Here is a 21,809-nt window from a genome sequence, read left to right as displayed (position 1 = left end):
GTTGAATCCGATCTTAGCGTTTGTCGAGTGGCACCCAGTCAATCACCCATGCGGACTTCATGCCGAGGCTCGCATCTGAAGTAATCTTCTTGCGGGCTGCATCGGCAGTATCACGGTCTTTGGATGGCCCCACCATAATCCGTACGCCTTTAGAGGTTGGACTTTTAGTGACCTTATAACCCTTGGCACGAAGCTTAGCAGCCAGTGCATCCGCATTGGCTTCATTGGCAGCCAATGCCACCTGTACCATCCATTGCTTATCGCCATGTTCAAGCAAATCACGCGCTTTCTCAGCTTCCGCCTTTTTCTTGGCTTCATCAGCTTTACGCTTTTCATCTGCCTTACGTTTGTCTTCCGCTTTTTTATCAGCATCTGCTTTACGTTCAGCTTCTTTTTTCGCTTCAGCCTTACGCTCATCTTCTGCTTTACGTTTAGCCTCTGCTTCTCGCTTAGCTTTATCTTCAAGTGCTTGCTTTTCTGCTAAGGCTTTTTGCTCAGCCAGTTTTTTTGCAGCCGCTGCTTTTTCAGCTTCAGTACGCGCTTGCAGCTTTTGCTGTTCCAACTTCTTTACTTCAGCCGCTTTGTCCGTAGCAATTCGCTGTTGCTTGGCTTTTTCATCTTCAACCAATTCTGGTGGAATGTTGTCCGAGCTTTGCTGTGCAGCATTACGGTGCGCATTCAACGCGGCATATTCTTCCGCTGCTTTACGTGCAGCATCTGCTTCGGCTTGCTGTTGCATTGCTAAAAATTCGGCCGCACGAGCTTCTTGTTCAGCAACCGATTTTTCACGTGCTACACGTTGTTGTTCCAGCAAACGCTTTTCTGTTTCGACATCAACCGTTAACGGCTGAAGTTGAACCAACTCACCTTCGGCATTACGTTGCACATTTTGTGTGACTAGCTCTGGTGTTTTAATATTATTTTGATGTATTTCTTCTTTGCCTTTAAGCAGTAATGCCGCCAAAAGGACACCACCACCTAATAAAACAACGCCACCCATCCAACGTTGTTTGCTATTCATTGACATTCTTCCAAATACTCCCATACCGCTTCTAAGGTATGAAATGAACCACATACCAAAATCAGCTGATTATTCTTTGTTTCGTCGAGCGCTGATTTAAAAGCCAATTTCACACTGTCAAAGTGCTGCACATGTTGCCCTTGCAGCGCTTGATCCAATTGTTCAATTGGAGCTGCACGCGGGACCGTTAATGCCGCAATTTTCCACGTTTGTATGGAGTCTTTCAATAACTCTGTGACAGATTTCACATCTTTATCTGCCAACATCGAGAAAACACTGACTACTTCAGTGTACTGTTTATTGTATTTTAGGAAATTTCGCAATTGATTTAATAAAAAAGCAACACCATGCGGGTTATGCCCTGCATCAAAAATCACTGTTTTGTTCTGTATTTGGCGAATTTCAAAACGACCTTGCAATTTTGCGTTTTGAATTCCTTCAGAAATAGCCACTTGAGTAACCGTTAAACCACTCAATAAAACAGCAGCAACGGCTGTTGAAATATTTTCAACAGCGAGTGCACCCTGCGGTAATTTTAAGGTTGTACCAGAGGATGCAAACATCCACGACTGACCATGCTCACTGCGTTGATAAAAATAGTCACGATTCACTGCATAAAGTTTTGCAGCACAAGCATCCGCTTTATCGATAATCGCTTGAGGGATTTGTTGTAAGCCGCCAAACACCACAGGAATATTGGGACGGATAATACCTGCCTTTTCAAAAGCAATCTTTTCAATGGTATCGCCCAACCAGTCGGTATGGTCTAAACCAATATTGGTAATCACCGCAACATCGGGTTCAATTACATTGACCACATCTAAGCGACCACCTAGACCCACTTCAAGCACCCAAACATCACATGCTTGGTCTTTAAAAATGACAAAAGCCGCGAGTGTAGTCGCCTCAAAAAACGAGAGGCTTAAATCACAATCACGGCGCGCTTGATCCACTTGTACAAAAGCATTGACCAAGCTTTGGTTATCGACCTCTACACCACGCAATTTAACCCGTTCATTAAAACGGTAAATATGTGGTGACTGATACAGTCCCACCTTATAGCCTTGCGCATTTAAAATGGCAGCCAGTGTGGTGGTGGTCGAACCTTTTCCATTGGTTCCCGCTACGGTTAAAACTTTAGCATCGGGACGCGTCACACCGAGCTTTTCAGCTACAGGAATGACCCGTTCCAATCCTAAATCAATCCCCGTAACGTGAACATGGCCCCAATAATCGAGCCATGTTTCTAAAGAGTCTGTTGCAAGTGGTGCTGTGTTCAAGACAAATTCATCAGTTTCGCGACAATACGATAAACTGTATCACGTAATGCGTGACGGTGAACAATTTGATCGATTACACCATGATCAAGCAAGTATTCCGCACGCTGGAACGGCTCTTCTAGCTTTTCACGTACCGTTTGTTCAATCACGCGTTTACCAGCAAAACCAATCATCGCTTTCGGCTCTGCAATATGTACATCACCGAGCATCGCTAAAGATGCCGTTACACCACCATAAACAGGATGCGTCAACACCACCAAATATGGCAGACCCGCGTCTTTCATTTTTTGGATGGCTGCTGATGTACGCGCCATTTGCATCAAAGACAACATGCCTTCTTGCATACGTGCACCGCCCGAAGCAGCAAAGCAAATCAGAGGTTGTTTGTCCGCAATGGCTTTTTCAGCCGCTTGCACAAAACGGTCACCAACAACCGTACCCATTGAACCACCCATGAAGTCAAATTCAAAGGCACAGGCAACCAAAGGAATACCTTTAAGTAAACCTTGCATCACCACCAAGGCTTCAGTTTCACCTGTTTTGGTCTGTGCTTCACTCATACGCGCTGGATATGGCTTTGAGTCGACAAATTTCAACGGATCTTTGGCTTTAAATTCTTGTCCCAACTCTGTTTGCACTTGGTCAAAGAACCAATTCAAACGATCACGGGCTTTCATACGCAAATGTTCATCACACTGAGGGCAAACATACGCGTTAAATGACATTGCAGTACGTGTAACAAGTGCATGGCACTCAGGGCATTCAATCGTTGGTTCTGTAAACGTCGCCTTGAGTGAGGTTTGCTCATCAGGTACTTGAATACCGGGTACACCACGTTCAGTCCATGGCGTCGATGGGCTTAGGATTTTCCCTGATTTAACATCTTGACTCATACTAACTCATCGAGCGCTGCTCGAAGCTCCTTGACTTTATTAACCGTTTCAACCACGGCTTGTTCTGGTGCTAAGCTTGCAAATTGCTTAACAAAAGCACTACCAACAATCACAGCATCAGCCACTCCGCCCATTGCTTTGGCAGATGTCGCATCACTGATCCCAAAACCAACACCGACAGGAATATCTGTTTCTGCTTTAATTTTCGCAATTCGGTTTGCAGCTTCAGCAACGTCTAAAGTTGCTGCACCTGTGACCCCTTTTAAAGACACGTAATAGATGAAACCACTCGCCTGTTTCACCACATGTTTAATGCGTTCGTCCGTTGAGGTTGGCGCTAGTAAAAAGATTTGATCCATATCAAATTGCTTCAATACAACATCAAGCTCTGCTGCTTCTTCTGGTGGTAAGTCCACCAGTAGAATGCCATCGACACCACATGCATGCGCAGTCGATACAAACTTTTCATAACCAATGACTTCAACTGGATTCAGATAACCCATCAATACGACTGGGGTCTCTTGATCCTTTTGACGGAACTCTTTGACCATATTCAAAGCGTCTAAGGTATTGGTGCCACCTGCCAATGCGCGTTCTGCAGCAAGGGCAATCACAGGACCATCTGCCATAGGGTCTGAAAATGGAAGACCGAGTTCAATCACATCTACACCCGCCTCAACCATCTGATGTAACAAAGGAACTGTTACCTGTGGATGAGGGTCACCAGCCATAACATAAGAAACCAAAGCTTTACGCTGTTGAGATTTAAGCTGTCCAAAACGAGTGGCTAAACGTGACATAGGGTTGTGCTTTCCTTAACTTGTTTAAAATTAAAACTACTGAGGAGTTGGCTTTGTAAAAATACAAGACGCTGCATTGTAACGCTATTTTTTACTCATTGAATAGAGCACATCGCGTTCGCGTTCCAATTCATTTTTCGTCAAATATTTTCAGAACAACCGTAAAGCACCATTTACTGATATTTCGCTTTTTTTCTCAATGATCAAAGATGCCTAATTTTAGGAAATACCAAAATGTCTAAGTTTTAGATAAACTTATTTTTATTTGCAAAAAAATGATAAAAATAGGTGGCTTAGCTTTTACATTTAAAGTTTTATGAAATAGCAAAACCTGCATTATACTACGCACATTCTTTCATTTCCCTATCTCCTATGACCACCGATAACTCAGGTTTCGTGCAAGCACGTGCGCTTGCGCTGTTACCGCTTATTGTTTTTTTAGCCATTTTCTTAGGCAGTGGTATTTACCATTCTGTGATTGGAACCGAGTTTGCGTTCTATCAAATGAAAGCACCTGTTGCGGCCATTCCTGCCATTATTTTGGCGGTATTGATTTATCGCGGTGAACTGAATCAAGGCATCGAAACCTTTCTGCGCGGTGCAAGTCACCCGAACCTTATCTTAATGTTCATGGTATTCATGCTGGCAGGTGCATTTGCCAGTACCACCAATGCCATTGGCAGTGTAGATGCCACAGTACAAATGGGCTTGTCTGCAATTCCACCCGCCTTTGTGTTACCGATGCTATTTATTATTTCAGCGTTCATTGCAACAGCAATGGGTACCTCAATGGGCACCATTGCGGCCTGTGCACCCATTGCCTTTGGTTTCTCTCAAGCCACTGATATTGCTGCAGTCTATGCCATAGGTGCGGTCGTGGGCGGTGCGATGTTTGGTGACAATCTTTCAATGATTTCGGATACCACCATTGCAGCCACCACTAGTCAAAACGTTCAGCTTCGAGACAAGTTTCGCGTTAATGTCTGGATTGCAGTACCTGCAGCTTTAGTCACGATCGCGATTTATTTCTTTAGCATTCACCAAACCGAAACCATTCAATCCAAAGACTTTAATCCTTGGCTGGTGTTGCCCTATGTCGTGGTATTTTTCCTCGCCTTCAGTCGTTTACACGTGCTTGCGGTACTTACAGTCGGTGTAGTGCTCTCTGGGGTGATGGGACTGATTACACAGCCAGAATTTACCGTCATTCAACTCAACACAGCCATCTATGATGGTTTTGTTGGTATGTTTGAAGTCGCTTTACTGTCGATGTTCTTGGGCGGTCTTTCGACCATTATGCAAAAAGAAGGTGGTCTCGACTGGCTTATTCAACGTATTTACAGCCTCACCCGTTTATTTAAAGTTGGTCGTGAGCGCGCAGGGGAAATCGGATTGAGCTTTTTAGTGGTGTTTTCCAACATTTTTGTGGCCAACAACACTGTAGCGATTATTTTATCGGGCGATATGGCGCGTGAAGTCGCGAAAGAATATGGCGTAGACCCAAAACGTGCAGCCGCTTTGCTCGACATCTTTTCATGTGTTGTACAAGGGCTTATTCCCTATGGTGCACAACTTCTATTGGCCTGCTCAATTGCAAAGCTTTCACCAGTTGAACTCATCGGCAGCATTTACTACTGTTGGATACTGGCAATCTTTGCCATCCTTGCAATTGCATTCCGTTTTCCACGACTGAAATCAGCCTGATCATTTCATACATTTCAGCGCCTTCCAAAAGGCGCTTTTTTTATGCCTGCTGTTATTTCAGTTGTCGTTTCAACTGTAATAAGGTCTGTCCACTGTGCTGTTTATAGGCACGCGCTAAAGCAGACTGTCCCGAATAGCCGAGTTGTAAGGCGATTTCAGTTAAACTCAAACCTTGTTGTAAGAGATATTCACATCGCTTCATGCGCTCTGACTCAAGTACTCGCTTAAATGAACTATCCCAGTCTTGTAACTGGCGTTGTAAGGTCCGCGTTGACAAGTGTAATTCATTAGCAATCTGTTCAATTTTAGGGGCTTCTGCATGCGCTTTAAGATAATCAGCCACGGCGCTATGAATCTGTTGCAATACGCTTTCATAACGAGGCTTGAGGGCAATTGCAACCTCTGCTTGTTTCAGTAAAAGCTGCGTTAAAGAAGGATCAGCAAAACCCGATTTTAAAGTCAAACTGTCCACATTCATCACATAGGCATAGCAGGCTTGATTAAAGCTCACTTCACAGCCATAAAATTTTTGATAATGATACTTTGCCATTTGGGCTGGATGCGCCATTTGGACTTTTAAGAACTGTAATTGATCGGGAAAAATTTTCTTGGCCAAATGCACAATGGATGCCATGGTCATTTCATTCAGTGAAGCATATTTCTCATTGAGAAAAGGCCAAGTCAGCCAAATCTCACTGCCCCTTTGCTGCATCTGCATGGGACTAACTTCAGCACCATCAATCACCAAACGACTAAAACGCATCACATAACTCAGTGCTTCAGCCACGCTATTACTGCGTGTGGCCATATAACCTAAAACACCAAAATGCTCAGGTTGAATAAATTTTGCCATCTCCATAATCAACTGAGGACAATCCAATTGTTCTCGCGTCAGTTGTAAAATCGTTTGAAAGAACGAAAATGGCGATTGGGTATCGATTGGCAGTTGTAATACATGCTCCAGATCATACTGATATTGCGCTAAAAAACCGAGTTGATGAAAATCAATTCCTTGCTCTAAGAGGTACATGTTCCAGAGCTGAAAATAACCATTGGGGATTTGTAATTCTTGCATGATAGCCCACCCACTATTTGACATGCGATATTTTCACATTGGCGTAAAATGTATAAAAAATGGCAATATCTGTCAAAACAAACTGCATTTTCTCCGACATACTGCAATCATCCAAGGCAAATGAAGTAAAACAAAATGAATGCCATTGTTACAGCCCCTATTGAACCAATTGTGCGAACTCAACTCAATTTTAAGCTTGATGAAGTGCCCCGTTTTTGGTTTGGCGGTGACCCATTTCGGACGCGTATGTTTGATGCACTCAGCCTCACTTTCCCCGATGGAGAACGCTATTTTATTCAAAGCGTGCGTTTGTTTCGGGACCAAATTACAGACCCAAGCTTAGCTGCACGTGTAAGCGATTTTATTAAGCAGGAAGCACAGCATGGCATTGCCCATGACAAAATGAATCAAGTCATGCGAGAACAAGGCATGCCAGTCGATCAGTTTATTCAGCGTTTAAATAAAATTTTTAAATTTGAACTGAGTAAACGCTCACCTCAGTACAACATTGCCATGACGGCTGCGGCAGAGCATTTAACTGCACTGATGGCCGAGACTTTTTATAGCCATAAAGCCACGTTGGCTGAGGCTCATCCTTATGTGCGTGCTTTATTTGCATGGCATGCCATTGAAGAAATGGAACACCGTGATGTGGCGTTTGATGTGATGAAACAAGTCGGACATGTACCCGAAACAACGCGTCTATTTGCATTGGCCTTTACCACGGTGATGATGTTTGGTTTCACTACCTATCGTGCAGATGTCATGCTCAAGCATGATGGCTTTAGCCGTATTCAACGCTTGCAAATGATGCGTAAAGGACTGCCCTGGTTCTTTGGGAAAAAAGGGATACTGTCTCGGATGCGTGGTCAATATCTCGATTGGTTTAAGAAAGACTTTCATCCCAATCAACATCCTGTGATTGCACAGTACGATGTTTGGATGGACACCCTAGCAGAAAGTCATGACCCAATTTTAGCAGGTGAAGCTTTTTGGCAAGCTGGGAAATAATTCAGTAAGCGCAACAAATATACACTTTGGATGAGTTTAGGTATCATACGCCCATCTTAAAACATGGGCATATGAAGTTGAATTTGTATGTCCAATTACATCCGAAGTTAAAAATGTCGTTTAAATTCAAACTCCGCGTTCTTGGTTATCTGATCATGGTCAATGCAGTGATTTCGATGCTCATTGCTTGCAGATATTTCCTGTATTTATCTGAGTTTCCAACAGATTTACTGGGATTCAGTTTCTTATTTACTGGAACATTCTCGCACATGACTGTGCTTGCGTCCCTGATTGGCTTGATCTTGATTCCGAGCTTATTTCTACCCAATACGCTACGTCATATTACGCAAGCAAGTATTGCTAGCTTGGCACTCATTGCACTGATCATAGATACCTTTGTTTATGCACAGTACCGTTTCCACATCAATACTGTCATGTTGGAACTGGTGATGTCAGGTCAGGTTGTGAGTTTCTCACTCTCAACATGGCTGATGGTCATTGCTGCGATTACCTGTATTTTTGCGGCACAATTTTACTTCATTCGATTCTTAGAGAAAAAATTACCCACGTTTTCATGGAGCATTGGTAAAAAGTTTACAGGCTTAGTGTTTGTCACGTTACTTTTAAGTAATGGTATCCATGTTTGGGCAGCGGCACATGTGTATCAGCCTGTGACCATGACACAACGCTATTTACCAATGTTTTATCCGATGACCTCGAATAAAACCATGAAAAAATACGGCTGGATTGATGAAGAAGCTTTAGAAAAACAAAAGGCTATGTCTTTAGAACGTAAAAGTGACCTGAATTATCCGCTGACGCCGATTGTTGGAGAAGCTCCAAAGCAACCCACCAATATTATGTTTATCGTGATTGATTCTTGGCGTGCAGATACATTTAATGCAGATAACTCACCAAACTTGTGGAGTTATGCGCAGAACGGAAAGATTTTTAATCAACACTATTCAACAGGAAATGCCACACGCACAGGTATTTTCGGCATGTTTTATGGTATTCCTGGTACTTACTGGCATGGCATGATTGTGAACCGCCAAAGTCCAGTATTTATTGACCGTTTGCAAGCACTGAATTATCAACTCGGTTTATTTGCTGCTGCCAAATTAACCAACCCTGAATTCCACGAAACCGCGTTTTCAAAAGTGCCAAATTTACGTATTGGTTCTTCTGGCAAAGTGGCGGGGGGTATAGATGAAGAACTAACGCAGGATTGGTTAAAGTGGTATGAAAAAAGAGATCGAAACAAACCGACCTTTTCATTTTTATTTTACGACTCCCCACACGGATACAGCTTCCCTAAAGACTATCCACACCAGTACAAACCTATGCTGGATGAGGTTAATTATCTCAAGTTAAGTAATGATTCTGATCGTTCATTAATGATGAATCGTTATAAAACCAGTGTGCACTACGTCGACAGCATTGTGAAACAGGTTTTAGATAAACTAAAAGAAACGGGTGATGCAGAAAACACATTGGTCATCATTACTGGCGACCACGGACAAGAGGTGAATGATAATCTTCAAAACTTCTGGGGACATAATGGTAACTTTACCGACCCTCAAGTCAAAGTTCCTTTTGCAATCATTGGTCCGAAGATTCAAGCTGATAAACTATGGAATAACCAAGTTTTAACTAGCCATCAAGATATTGTTCCAACTCTCATGAAGAACTATTTGGGTGTGACCACAAAAATTCACGACTATTCAGTGGGTGAAGATTTGTTGGGACCACAAATTCAACGTGATTGGATTTTAACCTCAAGCTATAGTAAATATGGCATTGTTACCCCTAAAAACATCTTAGAAGTGGGGGCTGTTGGGCAGTTCGAAATCTTAGATAAAAAGAATCAGCCAATGTCAGATCAAGAGCCAAACTATGCTCATGTTCAAGCAGCATTGGAGCAAATTAGTCGTTTTAATAAATAAAGGCAAAAGAAAAACCGGCATGATGTCGGTTTTTTATCACAGGTCTTTTTACCACTTTGCATAGTGCTGTTCGAGCAGCCCATATTCATTCAGCAATACAATCTCTTGATCACCCTGCTGAATTGTACCGCTAATCTTGGCTTGCCACTGACTAAACTGACTGCCCACGAGACGCAAATTTAGGTTTTCAAAACGGCGCCAACCTGTGGTCACGGTTAAATTTAAGCGTTCATCTAGAGAACGAATGCTCCAACGCCCTTCTTCTTTCATTTGGAACAGAACATCACTCACGTTGTAGAGCTTTCCATTCACCCACAGACAGTTTTCATTACCAAAACTTTCATTCACACCAGAGGCTAAGTTCAGACCAATACGTCTGCCCTCAGCATCCCAAAAACTACAAGAGAGCCAAAACCAAGCTGTTTCTGGCCGGAGGAAGCCACAGGTATCATCTAACGCAGCCAAAGTCCGCTCGTTAAACTGAATCATCTGCCCTGCTTTATTGGTAAAAAAACCCTCACAAGCTAAGGTGGTCAATTTCTGGGTATAAGTCCAGCCATTAATCCCTGTTGGACTACACATACTCAATGGATCAGTGCCTGCGCAGAAAATACGGGCACTCAGCTTAATTTCACCATACTTGGTGACTTGAACATAGCGCACCCCATTAGCATGCTGAATTTCAATTTGAAACGGTGAATTTGCAAACACACTTTGGTTATACAAAGGCTGTTCATCTAAAACGGTTTTACGCGCCAGAAAATTCACGGCGTTCCATTCAAGTACTTCATTTTTGAGATGATCGTAAATATAAACGAAACCATGCCCAGCCCAAGCAATATCAGCAATCGCTAAACCAATGGTGTAGTGTTCATGTTGAATGCTACAAAACTTAAATTTCTTATATTTCAGCTTTTTCCGCCATCCCGTAAGTACTTCACCATATGGGGTTTTATACTGATACTTATTTAAATCAATGGTTTTTGGAAGTTCGCTAAACCGACCATAATGGGGTTGTCCGTTGGACTGAATCAAATCCATTGATGCTTTATCCTTAAGCAAAAGTTAATTAATATCCCTAAGCCTATTATGCCTATAATTTTAAAGGTGAAAAGTCTTTAGTTTGTTTTTTCATCAAATTGTTCGCTAAACCTACTCTCTTTCATTTGAAGACACCACTTAAAAATTAAGAATGATCCAACCTTAATTTAACATCAGATATGTATTTTCCCAGATGTTTGCATCAAACTCAGCTTCAACCAAAACCACATAACGCCCATATACACAATCAATCGCAATACAGTCATCAACGTCTAAAACACGGTCAGTATGTTGCTTTTGCCATTTTTGATCAAAATATTGTTTGCCAAGTTGTTTAGCTTCCGCGGTATGCGGAGCAACGACGAGTACATAACGATGTAACTCCCCAAATTCACGTGCGTCATAACCACCTAAATTGATGAGCCACAGTTTTGCATCTGTGACTTGAGGCTGGGCATCACTAAACTGTATTTGGTATTTTTTCCCTCGACATTCAATACCATTCACTTGCGTCCAAGCATCAATATGTAAGCCTTTTTGTTCACCAAACCATGCATTTTTAAGTTGTGGGTAACTGTCTTCTAAACTGTCAGCGACTGCAAATACCACATCATGGACTTCGGTATTGGCGCGGGCATGGCGACCACCGAGCATAACCATAAATAGGTTGGGCATTCTATTTCCTTTCTTTTGAGATATTTTTTTATAGCTAACAGGCGTTGCACGTAAGCATCATTCATAATTGTTCGAGGTAAACTACCCTTCGAGAGACATGTTTTTGCAACTCCATTAATCACATGAAAGTATAGGACGAGTTTTGCGAATGACAATGCCTTTGGTTACTTTGGGCTTATCCAAAGTAACATTATGAACTCCTTACATTTGAGGTGTAAGCAGCAAGACTCCGTCAAAATGCAGATAACGCTACATGACCAGTAAGATAGATTTGACCAGAGCTTTCATTGGGAGGAAATATCTTACTTTTGTTTCAGCAAAAGTAACAAAACCATCTTGTTGAGCGGACATTACATCCCTGTAAAGCTACTCAACGGGCAACATCCATGTCGCCTTCACTTATTCATGTTTTTGATAAACGTCTATTTCAAAAAAATCGTGCTGAATTACTTCAGCACGATTTTCATATTGTATAATCTTCTCCACAGAGAGAAGCTTCACACCAAAGGAAAAATTACATCTCAACCATTTCTACGCCATCAATACGTGCCACAGTCATTAAGTCCTTATCACCACGGCCTGAAACAGTCGCAATAATAATTTGATCCTTAGACATGGTTGGCGCAAGTTTAGTCACATAGGCCATGGCATGAGAGCTTTCCAGTGCTGGAATAATCCCTTCAATATGGGTTAAATCACGGAAACCTTGTAAAGCCTCATTGTCATTGATTGGCACATAATCCACGCGGTGCATATCTTTTAAGAAACTATGCTCAGGGCCTACACCTGGATAATCTAAACCTGCTGAAATCGAATGGGTTTCAATGATCTGACCTTGTTCATCAGACATCAAATATGTACGGTTACCATGCAATACACCAACATGACCAGCATTTAACGGTGCAGAATGTTTGCCCGTTTCAATGCCATAACCTGCAGCTTCAACACCGTACATTTTCACATCAGCATCGTTTAAGAATGGGTAGAACAAGCCCATTGCATTTGAACCACCACCTACACATGCTACCAAGGCATCAGGTAAACGCCCTGCTTGTTCCTGAATTTGTTTGCGAGCTTCACGACCAATAATCGATTGGAAATCACGAACCAATTGAGGATATGGGTGCGGGCCTGCAACTGTACCAATCACATAGTAAGTTGAATCAACATTGGTCACCCAATCACGCATTGCTTCGTTCATGGCATCTTTCAATGTTTTAGAGCCACTTTCCACAGGCACAACGGTCGCACCGAGTAAACGCATACGATAGACATTCATGGCTTGACGTTTCACGTCTTCTGCACCCATGAATACCACACATTCAAGCCCTAAACGCGCTGCAATCGTAGCCGTTGCAACACCGTGCTGACCTGCGCCAGTTTCAGCAATAATTCGTTTTTTACCCGACAATTTTGCCAATAAAGCCTGACCAATCGTGTTGTTCACTTTATGTGAACCTGTATGATTGAGGTCTTCACGTTTTAAGTAAATTTGCGCACCACCCAATTCTTTCGACCATCGCTCAGCATAATATAAAGGACTAGGACGACCTACATAATAGGCGAGGTCACGGTCGAATTCTGCCAGAAACTGCTCATCATCTTTCATACGGAAATAGAGCTTTTCTAAGTCTTCTAATGCTGCCATTAGAGTTTCTGACACAAAACGTCCGCCATGGATACCAAAATGCCCACGTTCATCTGGGTATTGGGTATAGTCAATCACATTACTTTGCTGATCCACGATGGACTCCTTGCATGAAGTTTTCTATAAGTTGTTGGTCTTTTATACCTTTAGCGGATTCGACGCCTCCGCTGACATCTACAGCATAAGCCCCAGTCGTCTTTATAGCGTCTTCAACATTAGTTGGGGTTAAACCACCAGCTAAAATTAAAGGAATATCCAGTTTGGGGAATTGAGACCAGTCAAAACTGTGTCCTGTTCCCCCTTTCAGTTCAGGATGCCATGCATCTAAGAGCACTGCGCTTGCCCCTGCCTGTTGAAAGCGTTGAACTTCTGCTACTACATCCAGTTCAGGTCTCACTTGAATGGCTTTATACCAACGACGTCCCACTTGTGCCGCAATTGCCTGACAGTCTTCTGGTGTTTCATCACCATGAAACTGAATGATATCGAGCGCCACTTGTTTTAACACATCTGCAATGTCATCCGCAGTGGCATTCACAAAAAGCCCAACAGTTTGCACATAGGCAGGCACATGTCGAATCAATTCTTTAGCTTGAGCGGCACTGACATGGCGTGGACTAGGCGGGAAAAATACAAAACCAATTGCATCTGCCCCGGCATTGACCACAGCTTGAATATCTTGGCTACGGGTAATTCCACAAATTTTGGCACGGGTTCGCATAGGTTATGACTCTGGCTCAACCCTATTTATAGCTGATCTATAAATAACAGGGCGAATCATTGTAATGCAATTTTTTCACCTTGCGTAAAGTTCATCCTGAAAAATCTTTACATAGATTGTTTAATTCACATACAAACCTTATACTTCGCCCAAATGCAATAAGTCTAAGCACTATGCTTTAGGGAAGTTGGTGAGAGTCCAACACTGCCCCCGCAACGGTAAAACGAAACGTATATCTTTATAAGTGTTTGCACTTACATCACTGCACTCGTGTGGGAAGATGGATATACCAATATTGTTCGCAATATTTATATTTAAGTCCGGAGACCTGCTTATTGCGCCATTTAACTCAATCATTCACGGGGGGTGAATGTATGGAGCCAGCATGCCAAATTTATTTCAGCCTACAGCTTTAGTGGGCGCAATCGCTATTGCGATGGGTTTCTCCGTTTCTGCATCTGCACAAGACAGCATTAATGCATCTTTAGATACACTAGTTGTCACTGCAACACGTTCTGAAGAAAAGGTTAAAGACGTACCAGCGCGTATTTCTGTAATTGATGAAAAAACCATTGAACAGTCTCCAATTACAGATCTTCCAACTTTACTTACTAAAGAAGCAGGGCTAACTGTTAAGCAAGTCGGCGGCTACGGACAAACAGCATCAGTATATTTACGCGGAACCAATGCATCACATACTTTATTTCTACAAGATGGGATGCGCTCAAATATTGCAACTGTAGCTGGGACTAACATTCCCCTTTTTGATCTTTCGGATGTTAAACAAATTGAAATCCTTAAAGGCCCAGCATCAGTCCAATACGGTACTGATGCAATTGGGGGCGTGATTCAACTCATTTCTAAGATTCCAACAGAAAACTCAATATTCACAACGGTTGAAGCGGGTGAACGTAGTACCTATAAAACTATTTTAGGTGTTGATGTTGCAGAAGACGGTTTTTATGCTCAGCTCCGCGGTCAACGTTTTGAAACTGATGGTGATCAAATTATTGCCAATGATGACCGTAAAGCAGGCTTTGACCAAAAAGGCTATAGCGCGAAAGTTGGCGTAGAAAAAGAAGCTTATGGTCTTTCTGCTGAAGTTAAAGAAAATAAAGGAACGGGCGATTATTTTTCCTTCGGCGCTCCTAAAGCTTATGATTTTCTTAACCGCCTATACAATGTCCAAGGCCACTTAAACTTTAGCGATAGCCTAACTTGGAATACGCGTCTTTCTCAATTTGAAGACCAATATGAAGTAGTAAAAGGCTCATATCCGTCTATTGTAAATACTGAGCAGCAAGAAATTGATTCCAACTTAAAATGGCAATTCACCCAACACCAAAACATACTCGTTGGTGTTGAATACAATAAAACTGAAGCAGAGAAAGTTGCAGCTTATGTAGGTGATGAAGGCTTTAAATCAGACAATGAAACTATTGGCTATTACATACAACACCAGTTTAAAAATGACTTATTCTCAACCCAAGCAGGTGTTCGTGTAGAAGATAATCAGCAGTTTGGAACACACACAGTTGGTCAACTCGCTGCTCGCTACTTTGCCACACCAAAGACAAGTTTTTATACCAACGTAGGTACAGCGTTTAGAGCACCTGTTGTAGGCCAAATTATTTCTGAACCATCATGGTGGGGCGGTAACCCAGACTTAAAACCAGAAGAAAGTATTTCTTATGAACTAGGTTTTGATCATTCCCTTAATTACGGTATTCAACTGTATGGTTCTGTTTATCAAACCAAAGTCGATAACCTCATGGTATCTGATGCCTCTACAGGATTTAAGTTTTATAATCTGAAGAAAGCAACGTTCACTGGATCCGAGCTTGGTTTAAAGTGGAAACAGGATAGCTTATTTGCAAATGCAGAATATGCTTATGTACAACCAAAAAATGATGATACTGACGAAGATGCCCCAAACCGTCCACGTCAAAACTTTACATTATCTGCTGGTTGGGATAATGGCGTTTATGGCTTTACAACTTCTTTAGTTGCTAAAGGTCCATCTAAAGATGTTCAAGAGATTCCTGGATATGCAACGATTGATATGAATGCTTATTGGCAAATTAATCCACACGTCAAAGTTTTCTCAAACATTCATAACCTCGGTGATACAACTTATAAAGCAGCATGGAATAACGAAGTTAGTTCTTACTACCTTGCAAGCGGCCGTCTAGCTACCGCAGGAGTCACTTTCCGTTATTAATTTAATCTAAAGACTCAAAAAACAATTTAAAACAGCGCAGTTTATGGATAATGTTTTGACCGGCATTATCCTTTTTTTCATTCTTTAGGCAGGACAAATTATGGGCCACCGTTTAAGTAAAATTTATACCCGTACTGGCGACTCAGGCACCACAGGTCTGGGTGATGGATCACGTGTCACTAAAGATGATCTAAGAATTACCGCACTTGGTGATGTGGATGAACTTAATTCAACAATTGGCGTACTTCGTGCTCAAATTACCGCAAGTCAAATCACGGACAAAGCCACATGGGATAAAAGCTTAAGCCTCATTCAACATTGGCTGTTCGATTTAGGTGGTGAAGTGTGCATTCCCAACTATCATTTGCTCCAACCTGTTTGTATTGAGTTTCTTGAACAAGAAATTGACCGCATGAATGAAGACTTACCCATGCTGAAAGAATTTATCTTACCTTCGGGTTCTTTAGCATGTAGCTATGCACATCAAGCACGAGCGGTATGTCGCCGAGCTGAACGTAGCTTAATGTCAGTACACACGCGTGATCAAAATATTCAAAACACCGCACTACAGTTACTCAACCGCTTATCGGATTGGCTTTTTGTTGCATCGCGTGCTTTACAACGCGCTGAAGGTGGCTCAGAAGTGCTTTGGCAAAAAAATATCAATGAAACTATTTAAACGTTTCTAAGTTTTAGAACGAAATAGATCTTTTCGGAGTCTTGCAGTGATCAATTCACTGCAAGACTTTTTGATGTTACTTTTCTTTTGGGCAAAGCAATCAAAACCATTTTTCCAATCGTAAAACTCGTCAAATGCCTTTTCTTATCTTGAATATCACAGAAGCCTTTCATTCAAATTCAGTTCTGCCTCAAACCATTACGAATCGCATTTACTCATATCTGATATTTCCACCTTAGAATCTATCCCAATCAAATATTTTTAGCGCTACAATCACTCAAAAGACGTATATAGCTCAGGTTCAATATGAGAATCATCGGACATCGTGGTGCACGTGGCGAAGCCCCAGAAAATACACTCGGCGGTTTTCAATATATTCATGATCTGGGCATACGTGCGGTTGAGTTTGATGTTCGTCAGCTCAAAGACCATGAGCTGATCATTATGCATGATGACAACATGCTTCGGACCACCGGTATCGACCAAGCGCTCTACCCATTAAGCAGCACACAACTCGATAGCTATAACCAAGCACATATTTGGCTAGACTGGGAAAAGCAAAGTACCCCAACACTACGACAAGCACTCCAGATTATGCAGGACTTTGAACATCTTGAAGTTGAAGTCAAAGCTGTAGAAACACACGCTGAAGCGGAACGACTAACACAACATCTCACACAGCAACTTAGAGGCTTTGAACACAGTGCGGTCATTACTAGTTTTGATCTTAAAATCCTACAAGCACTCCAAGATCAACACTCAACATTTAAACGTGGCTTATTGATTGAAGACGATATTCAACATCTTGCGATTGAACAAGCGCTCAAATACGACTGTTGCCAAATCGGCTGGATGAACCAACTGGCAACCGATGACTTGTTAAAAGCCACACAACAAGCGAATTTAGCCATTAGTGTTTGGACAGTGAATGACATCGAGCGAGCTAAACATTTACGTGACTTTGGCATTGATGGATTAATTACCGATTTTCCTAAAATGATGCTACAACATTTGGCAGATGAGCATTGAACAATGCCAAAGATTGACTTGAGTTTTACATGAGCAGTGGCACTGAAAATATTGATTTTCCATATTGATCGCTCTGCTACGATAAAGCTTAGAAATGCTTCGATAATTTCGATATCTAAACATTCGTATTCTGTTACTGTTTAGTACAATACATCTGTACAATAATGCTAGTGAACCAAGGTTCGCTCATGCTAATATGCTGTAGCTTAATCCATGCAAAAAGTAATGGATTGACCTTCCATTTATACCTCCCAAGGTTTCAGGAGTGCTGTTGGAGATGAATGCTCCCCTACCCAAAGCCCCATTTAACTGGGTTGCAATTTTTGCATTGGTTTTTCTTCCCATTGTGGCTGTGATTGCAATTCCCTTATATGCCTTTCAGCATGATTTCAGCTTAGCCGCTTGGATCAGTATGTTTGTATTACTGGGTGTTAGTAGCTTAGGTATTACCGCTGGCTATCACCGCTTATGGGCACACCGTGCTTATGAAGCAAGCTTACCTTTAAAAATCATTTTGATGATTATGGGTACCTTTGCCGTGCAAAACAGTATTTTATACTGGGGTTCAGGTCACCGTACCCATCACCGCCATGTCGATGATATCGAGAAAGATCCGTACTCGATTAACAATGGTTTTTGGTATGCGCACATGGGGTGGATGCTTCGTGACTATCCATCAGCAGAACCTGATTTTAAAAATGCACCCGATTTGCTCAATGACAAATTGGTGATGTTCCAACACAAATACTATGTTCCTTTAGTGATCATCGTCCACATGGGTATTTTATTACCGATTGGTTGGGCTGTAGGCGACTTATGGGGCGTGTTATTGTTGGGCGGATTAATGCGTTTAATCCTCAGCCACCACGTCACGTTCTTCATTAACTCTTTATGCCACATGTGGGGCAAACGTCCATATACAGACGAAAATACCGCACGTGACAACTTCTGGTTAGCCATTGCCACTTGGGGTGAGGGTTATCATAACTACCACCACATTTTCCAATACGACTATCGTAACGGTGTGAAATGGTGGCAATATGATCCAACCAAATGGTTGATTTGGTCATGCTCAAAACTGGGTTTAGCTAAAAACTTACGTCGTATTCCGAGCTTTAATATTAAAAAAGCTGAACTTGCGATGAAGTTTAAATACGCTGAACAAGACTTAGAAGTTCATGGTCTAAATGTCAGTGATGACATTAGTTCCGCGAAAGCTCGTATTGCACAAGAGTATGATGCATTCACCCAAACCTTGAATGACTGGGCAAAATTGAAAGAACAAGAAATTCAAGCCAAGAAAACAGCAGTGGCTGAAAAAATCCATCAAATGGATGAGAAGCTCAAAATTGAGTTTCAGTTAGTCGAACAGCGCTTAGGTCATCATCGTCAAACCTTGACCACACTGATGCGCAGCATTAAAAAAGCCCCTGTTTCTCAGTAATTAATTATCTGATTCACCATTCCAAAAAAAGCTCCGCAAGGGGCTTTTTTTAGCAGTTCATAAAGGATAACAACATGGATATTAAGAATATTCCTTTCGGTCTCACCAACTAGGCCGAGATACCAACCACCCGCCATACAGGTGATCAGGGTTCTGCCCTATGGCGTACTCAGCAATTTGACGCGATTCGCGTGCGTATGGTGGAGTATTCTGAGAACTATATGGCCCTTGTGTATAAATAAAGCAGTGCTTGATTTATCCTCATGGTGTTCTAAAGGACATATCCTGTCGTTCTTAGAAGGCGAACTACACACGGAACTAGATGATGGTCGAACTTTTACCCTCACGGCTGGCATGAGTTACCAAGTTGCAGATCAAGCTAAAGCTCATCGCTCGTCCACCTCAAAGCGTGCCAAGCTGTTTATAGTTGACTAAAACAGTTGGATATATGTCTTAACACTAAAACTTTGCTATATTGATGGGGTCATGGCTTATCCCTTGTGATCCTTCACTATGCAGTTCAATTCACGCTACTCCCTCCTTCCTTCAAAACTTTATCACCATCAACAGCCCTTGCCACTAAAAGGGGCAAAAGCAGGTCATTTCAATGCCGCTTTAGCAGAACAGTTGCAATGGTCTGAAGCCGACAAACAGTCTTGGATAGAGATTTGTAGCGGACAAAAAACCTTTAGTGAATTTGAACCATTGGCAATGGTCTATGCTGGGCATCAATTTGGTCAGTGGGCAGGACAGCTCGGTGATGGTCGAGGTTTATTGATTGTGCAAATTCTCGATCAACATGGGCAAACCGTTGACCTGCATTTAAAGGGCGCAGGTTCTACTCCTTATTCGCGTATGGGAGATGGTCGTGCGGTACTTCGCTCCGTCATTCGTGAGTATTTGGCTGGACATGCGCTGAATAATTTAGGCGTCGCATCGAGTAATGCCGTAGGCTTTACCTCGTCGGCTCAAGGCGTGCAACGGGAGAAATTGGAACTCGGTGCAATGATGTTACGTACATCGGACTGTCATATTCGCTTGGGGCATTTTGAGTGGATTAATCAGTATCAACCTGACTTACTTGACGAATTTAGCCAGAAATGCATCGAATGGCATTACCCCGAGTGTTTAGATGCGGAACAACCTGTTTTGGCATTTGCAACCCAAGTGATTCAACGGACTGCGGTAATGATTGCCAAATGGCAACTGGTCGGCTTCGCACATGGAGTAATGAATACCGATAATTTAAACATTACAGGTTCAACCCTCGATTTTGGCCCTTATGGCTTTATGGAACGCTTCCGTCCGAATTGGATTAACAATCACTCTGACTATCAAGGCCGCTATACCTATCAGCAGCAGCCGAGCATTGGACACTGGAACTTATGGACATGGTTGAATAACCTCATTCCGCTTTGTCCGCAAGACTATGACAAAGAACAATGGAAGCAAGATCTTGCCGATTGCCTAGAGCACTATGAACCCACGTTCTTGGAGCACTACAAACTAGGTTTAAGTCAGAAAATGGGCTTACCTCATTTCCACACGGACAGTTTTGACTGTGCCATGACTTTCTTACGGATTCTACAAACTGAACAGCTCGACTACACACAAAGCTTTACGCGTTTGCAAGAGCAGCAATATGAAATGATTAAAGATGACTGCCTTGACCGTCGTCAGTTTGAAAGTTTCCTCGCTCAGTATGAACAAATTCGTGCAAATCAAGACACGGCAGAACTCAATGCAGCCATGCAACAAGCCAACCCTGTTTATATCCTACGCAATCACATGGCGCAAAAAGCGATTGAGCTGGCTGAGCGGAATGATTTCTCAGAAGTCGAACGCTTATTTGACCTGCTTAGCCAACCGTTTGAGCGGAATGTCGCACTAGAGAAAGCGGAAGATTTAGCACCTTTGCCAACGGATGTTCCTGAGGTAATGGTGAGTTGTTCATCTTAAGCGTTTGGCTTAAACTGTGGATAAATTAAACAATATCCACAGGGCTTCGCCCACTGAGTGATGATCACCATGTCCTTACACCTTATTGCTGCAAAAGCTGCACTTGCCCTGCCAGAAGTGACGTGTAGTCAGCCCTTTGGTGAAGGCTGTGATGTATATAAAGTCATGGATAAAATGTTTTTACTCAATTCATCATTAAGTGGGGCAGCTTTAAGTAACTTAAAAGTTATGCCTGACCACGGCACGATGCTACGTGATATTTATTCGTATATTCATGCAGGATGGCATATGAATAAAAAGCATTGGATTTCAATTTATGAGGATGAAAACTTAGATCCTGATTTAGTCATTGATCTGGTACATAGCTCTTATGAGCTCGTGGTATCCAAGCTGAATAAACGACAAAGACAGCGAATCGCTGCGCTTCAAGCCATCACCTAAATATGTATTGAGTGAAAAAGATTGTTAATTATTCCTATTACATGTTCTAAAGCACAACCCTATCACTGTATCAAACAGATCATCGGTTTGAACGCATATTGTCTCGGCTAAACAGTTTTTCGACGTTTTCTACGTATTGCCCATTTGAACCCAAATTTTGAAACGAAAAGTGAAATGAGGCATTCATAGATCATAAAAAAAGCCCGACATCCTGTCGAGCT

At 42.2% G+C, this 21,809-nt stretch carries 18 protein-coding genes, 1 pseudogene and 1 riboswitch; of the genes and pseudogenes, 10 read left to right on the top strand and 9 right to left on the bottom strand.

Features of this window, described 5'->3' with window-relative positions; all coding sequences use genetic code 11:
* Positions 1-13 precede the first annotated feature (13 nt).
* The 4 genes from HYI04_RS09965 to trpA are packed head-to-tail and all read right to left on the bottom strand — an operon-like array spanning position 14 to position 3,994.
* Positions 14-1,027, bottom strand: a complete 1,014-nt coding sequence (locus tag HYI04_RS09965; RefSeq protein WP_372239167.1) for an SPOR domain-containing protein — start codon at positions 1,025-1,027, stop codon at positions 14-16.
* The gene (gene folC / locus HYI04_RS09960; protein ID WP_010327478.1) at positions 1,018-2,301 is read right to left on the bottom strand and encodes a bifunctional tetrahydrofolate synthase/dihydrofolate synthase; all 1,284 of its coding nucleotides are present in this window, start codon (positions 2,299-2,301) and stop codon (positions 1,018-1,020) included. The genes HYI04_RS09965 and folC overlap by 10 nt, the downstream gene beginning before the upstream one ends.
* Entirely contained in the window at positions 2,298-3,194 is an 897-nt protein-coding gene (accD, locus tag HYI04_RS09955) for an acetyl-CoA carboxylase, carboxyltransferase subunit beta (RefSeq protein WP_004697788.1), read from the bottom strand. The genes folC and accD overlap by 4 nt, the downstream gene beginning before the upstream one ends.
* Positions 3,191-3,994 carry a tryptophan synthase subunit alpha gene (gene trpA, locus HYI04_RS09950; RefSeq protein ID WP_004983629.1) on the bottom strand — a complete coding sequence of 268 codons (804 nt, stop codon included), beginning with the start codon at positions 3,992-3,994 and terminating at the stop codon, positions 3,191-3,193. The genes accD and trpA overlap by 4 nt, the downstream gene beginning before the upstream one ends.
* Positions 3,995-4,366: 372 nt before the next feature.
* Between trpA and HYI04_RS09945 the strand changes: the two genes are divergently transcribed.
* The gene (locus HYI04_RS09945) at positions 4,367-5,698 is read left to right on the top strand and encodes a Na+/H+ antiporter NhaC family protein (RefSeq protein WP_010327479.1); all 1,332 of its coding nucleotides are present in this window, start codon (positions 4,367-4,369) and stop codon (positions 5,696-5,698) included.
* A 52-nt stretch (positions 5,699-5,750) separates the two neighbouring features.
* On the opposite strand, the gene HYI04_RS09940 is transcribed toward HYI04_RS09945, so the two are convergent.
* A complete protein-coding gene (locus HYI04_RS09940; RefSeq protein ID WP_010327480.1) occupies positions 5,751-6,773 on the bottom strand; it encodes an AraC family transcriptional regulator in 1,023 nt (340 codons plus the stop codon).
* 135 nt (positions 6,774-6,908) lie between these two features.
* On the opposite strand from HYI04_RS09940, the gene HYI04_RS09935 reads away from it, so the two are divergent.
* A complete protein-coding gene (locus HYI04_RS09935) occupies positions 6,909-7,784 on the top strand; it encodes a metal-dependent hydrolase (protein WP_010327481.1) in 876 nt (291 codons plus the stop codon).
* 71 nt (positions 7,785-7,855) lie between these two features.
* Positions 7,856-9,730, top strand: coding sequence for a DUF3413 domain-containing protein (locus HYI04_RS09930; RefSeq protein ID WP_010327482.1), 1,875 nt, complete (start codon positions 7,856-7,858; stop codon positions 9,728-9,730).
* A 48-nt stretch (positions 9,731-9,778) separates the two neighbouring features.
* Here HYI04_RS09930 and HYI04_RS09925 read toward each other — a convergent pair whose 3' ends face one another.
* The 4 genes from HYI04_RS09925 to HYI04_RS09910 form a co-directional block, all read right to left on the bottom strand.
* The gene (locus tag HYI04_RS09925; RefSeq protein WP_010327483.1) at positions 9,779-10,771 is read right to left on the bottom strand and encodes a DUF2804 domain-containing protein; all 993 of its coding nucleotides are present in this window, start codon (positions 10,769-10,771) and stop codon (positions 9,779-9,781) included.
* A gap of 162 nt (positions 10,772-10,933) precedes the next feature.
* Positions 10,934-11,446 carry a DUF1543 domain-containing protein gene (locus HYI04_RS09920; RefSeq protein WP_010327484.1) on the bottom strand — a complete coding sequence of 171 codons (513 nt, stop codon included), beginning with the start codon at positions 11,444-11,446 and terminating at the stop codon, positions 10,934-10,936.
* Positions 11,447-11,960: 514 nt separating this feature from the next.
* Complete coding sequence (trpB, locus tag HYI04_RS09915) at positions 11,961-13,190, bottom strand: tryptophan synthase subunit beta (protein ID WP_010327485.1); 1,230 nt, start codon at positions 13,188-13,190, stop codon at positions 11,961-11,963.
* Positions 13,174-13,815: a phosphoribosylanthranilate isomerase gene (locus HYI04_RS09910; protein WP_010327486.1), complete on the bottom strand. Its 642-nt coding sequence runs from the start codon at positions 13,813-13,815 to the stop codon at positions 13,174-13,176. Before HYI04_RS09910 ends, trpB begins: the two co-directional genes overlap by 17 nt.
* Before the next feature lie 143 nt (positions 13,816-13,958).
* A riboswitch (cobalamin riboswitch) is annotated at positions 13,959-14,166 on the top strand.
* Positions 14,167-14,200: 34 nt separating this feature from the next.
* Between HYI04_RS09910 and HYI04_RS09905 the strand changes: the two genes are divergently transcribed.
* From HYI04_RS09905 to HYI04_RS09875, 7 genes and pseudogenes are all read left to right on the top strand, one after another.
* A complete protein-coding gene (locus HYI04_RS09905) occupies positions 14,201-16,036 on the top strand; it encodes a TonB-dependent siderophore receptor (RefSeq protein WP_029575107.1) in 1,836 nt (611 codons plus the stop codon).
* A 100-nt stretch (positions 16,037-16,136) separates the two neighbouring features.
* The gene (locus HYI04_RS09900) at positions 16,137-16,715 is read left to right on the top strand and encodes a cob(I)yrinic acid a,c-diamide adenosyltransferase (RefSeq protein WP_010327488.1); all 579 of its coding nucleotides are present in this window, start codon (positions 16,137-16,139) and stop codon (positions 16,713-16,715) included.
* A gap of 306 nt (positions 16,716-17,021) precedes the next feature.
* Entirely contained in the window at positions 17,022-17,744 is a 723-nt protein-coding gene (locus HYI04_RS09895) for a glycerophosphodiester phosphodiesterase (RefSeq protein ID WP_010327489.1), read from the top strand.
* A gap of 277 nt (positions 17,745-18,021) precedes the next feature.
* Entirely contained in the window at positions 18,022-19,188 is a 1,167-nt protein-coding gene (locus HYI04_RS09890) for a fatty acid desaturase (RefSeq protein WP_010327490.1), read from the top strand.
* A gap of 119 nt (positions 19,189-19,307) precedes the next feature.
* A pseudogene (locus tag HYI04_RS09885) lies at positions 19,308-19,623 on the top strand (DHCW motif cupin fold protein).
* A 78-nt stretch (positions 19,624-19,701) separates the two neighbouring features.
* Entirely contained in the window at positions 19,702-21,147 is a 1,446-nt protein-coding gene (locus HYI04_RS09880; protein ID WP_130235109.1) for a YdiU family protein, read from the top strand.
* 69 nt (positions 21,148-21,216) lie between these two features.
* A complete protein-coding gene (locus HYI04_RS09875) occupies positions 21,217-21,588 on the top strand; it encodes an MmcQ/YjbR family DNA-binding protein (protein WP_130235108.1) in 372 nt (123 codons plus the stop codon).
* The last annotated feature ends 221 nt before the right edge of the window (positions 21,589-21,809 follow it).

It is taken from the genome of Acinetobacter sp. SwsAc2 (assembly GCF_013391465.1).
GTDB lineage: Bacteria > Pseudomonadota > Gammaproteobacteria > Pseudomonadales > Moraxellaceae > Acinetobacter > Acinetobacter johnsonii.
This window is presented reverse-complemented; position numbering and strand designations above follow the sequence as displayed.

Coding starts and splice junctions, on each gene's coding strand:
- HYI04_RS09935 (WP_010327481.1), top strand. CDS start 6,909: ATGAATGCCATTGTTACAGCCCCTATTGAACCAATTGTGCGAACTCAA.
- HYI04_RS09890 (WP_010327490.1), top strand. CDS start 18,022: ATGAATGCTCCCCTACCCAAAGCCCCATTTAACTGGGTTGCAATTTTT.
- HYI04_RS09920 (WP_010327484.1), bottom strand. CDS start 11,446: ATGCCCAACCTATTTATGGTTATGCTCGGTGGTCGCCATGCCCGCGCC.
- HYI04_RS09875 (WP_130235108.1), top strand. CDS start 21,217: ATGTCCTTACACCTTATTGCTGCAAAAGCTGCACTTGCCCTGCCAGAA.
- HYI04_RS09895 (WP_010327489.1), top strand. CDS start 17,022: ATGAGAATCATCGGACATCGTGGTGCACGTGGCGAAGCCCCAGAAAAT.
- HYI04_RS09945 (WP_010327479.1), top strand. CDS start 4,367: ATGACCACCGATAACTCAGGTTTCGTGCAAGCACGTGCGCTTGCGCTG.
- accD (WP_004697788.1), bottom strand. CDS start 3,194: ATGAGTCAAGATGTTAAATCAGGGAAAATCCTAAGCCCATCGACGCCA.
- HYI04_RS09965 (WP_372239167.1), bottom strand. CDS start 1,027: ATGTCAATGAATAGCAAACAACGTTGGATGGGTGGCGTTGTTTTATTA.
- HYI04_RS09925 (WP_010327483.1), bottom strand. CDS start 10,771: ATGGATTTGATTCAGTCCAACGGACAACCCCATTATGGTCGGTTTAGC.
- trpA (WP_004983629.1), bottom strand. CDS start 3,994: ATGTCACGTTTAGCCACTCGTTTTGGACAGCTTAAATCTCAACAGCGT.
- HYI04_RS09940 (WP_010327480.1), bottom strand. CDS start 6,773: ATGCAAGAATTACAAATCCCCAATGGTTATTTTCAGCTCTGGAACATG.
- HYI04_RS09900 (WP_010327488.1), top strand. CDS start 16,137: ATGGGCCACCGTTTAAGTAAAATTTATACCCGTACTGGCGACTCAGGC.
- HYI04_RS09905 (WP_029575107.1), top strand. CDS start 14,201: ATGCCAAATTTATTTCAGCCTACAGCTTTAGTGGGCGCAATCGCTATT.
- HYI04_RS09910 (WP_010327486.1), bottom strand. CDS start 13,815: ATGCGAACCCGTGCCAAAATTTGTGGAATTACCCGTAGCCAAGATATT.
- HYI04_RS09880 (WP_130235109.1), top strand. CDS start 19,702: ATGCAGTTCAATTCACGCTACTCCCTCCTTCCTTCAAAACTTTATCAC.
- HYI04_RS09930 (WP_010327482.1), top strand. CDS start 7,856: ATGAAGTTGAATTTGTATGTCCAATTACATCCGAAGTTAAAAATGTCG.